This is a genomic window from Methylobacterium sp. P3_A11, from assembly GCF_056403155.1.
In genome coordinates this window covers 1-829 of the sequence record NZ_JBFUGA010000244.1, presented here as the reverse complement: position 1 = coordinate 829, position 829 = coordinate 1, and the positions used below count along the sequence as shown (strand labels likewise).

The following is an 829-nucleotide window of genomic DNA, read 5'->3' as shown; positions in this document are numbered from 1 at the left end:
GGGTGACGAAGACTGGCGAAGCCCGAACCGTCCCCATCCATGCCCACCTGATTGAACAAGGCTTCCTGGCGTTCGTGGAAGCGTCTGTGCCCGGTCCCCTGTTCTACAACCCCAAACGGCGCCGGGAGGGATCGGTGGCTCCTCAAGCGGAAATTCAGGGGCGACAAGTCGGCAAATGGGTGCGCGAGACCGTCAAGCTTGATCCCGGTGTCGATCCAAATCACGGCTGGCGGCACACGTGGAAGACGCGCGCACTAGGAGCCGGCATTGAAGAACGCCTACGTGACGCAATCACCGGCCATCGGGTCGCGTCAGTGGGCCGGCGATATGAAACACCGACCCTCAAGATGCTGGCCGAGGCTATGAGTCGGTTCCCTCGCTACAGCACCAAGACAGGGAATGGATCATGATGAGTGCATGATCCTGCGTTCCCGCGATGATAGGGTAAGCACAGGACAAACTGTATGTCCGCTCATACGACGTTGCCATCTATTGCGCTGGAACGCTCTCGATAAGCTGACGATTCCTTGTAGCCCGTATTGCAATATGGGTGTGTGATCTGAGAATTTGCCTGAGTAGCTAATCCCCCATCCTCGCGTCTATCGATGTGATCGACAGACATTGATTGGCTCGGAATCAGACCGCCACATATTGCACATTTGGGAGCGCCAGCAAGGAGTTTTTGTATGAATAAACCGGATCTAACCTGAGTTGAATACCGAGTTGCAGACACGCCATCGTAGGGCGTTTCATTTGGCTGTAAGTACGAATATTTTCCATCGGAGCGTGACAGCTTCGCAACAACCTCATCAGACGACAAGTTCTTGCC

General features: G+C 55.0%; 3 protein-coding genes. 1 reads left to right on the top strand and 2 read right to left on the bottom strand.

Going from position 1 to position 829, the window contains the following annotated elements; all coding sequences use genetic code 11:
* Positions 1-410, top strand: a 410-nt coding sequence (locus AC1DXK_RS31050) for a site-specific integrase (protein ID WP_477299714.1), incomplete at its 5' end; no start/stop codon positions are given.
* A 62-nt stretch (positions 411-472) separates the two neighbouring features.
* On the opposite strand, the gene AC1DXK_RS31045 is transcribed toward AC1DXK_RS31050, so the two are convergent.
* Both AC1DXK_RS31045 and AC1DXK_RS31040 read right to left on the bottom strand, forming a co-directional pair.
* Positions 473-622: a hypothetical protein gene (locus tag AC1DXK_RS31045; protein ID WP_477299715.1), complete on the bottom strand. Its 150-nt coding sequence runs from the start codon at positions 620-622 to the stop codon at positions 473-475.
* A gap of 14 nt (positions 623-636) precedes the next feature.
* Positions 637-829: hypothetical protein (locus tag AC1DXK_RS31040; protein WP_477299716.1), on the bottom strand; the 193-nt coding region annotated here is incomplete at its 5' end.

Coding starts and splice junctions, on each gene's coding strand:
- AC1DXK_RS31045 (WP_477299715.1), bottom strand. CDS start 622: ATGTCTGTCGATCACATCGATAGACGCGAGGATGGGGGATTAGCTACT.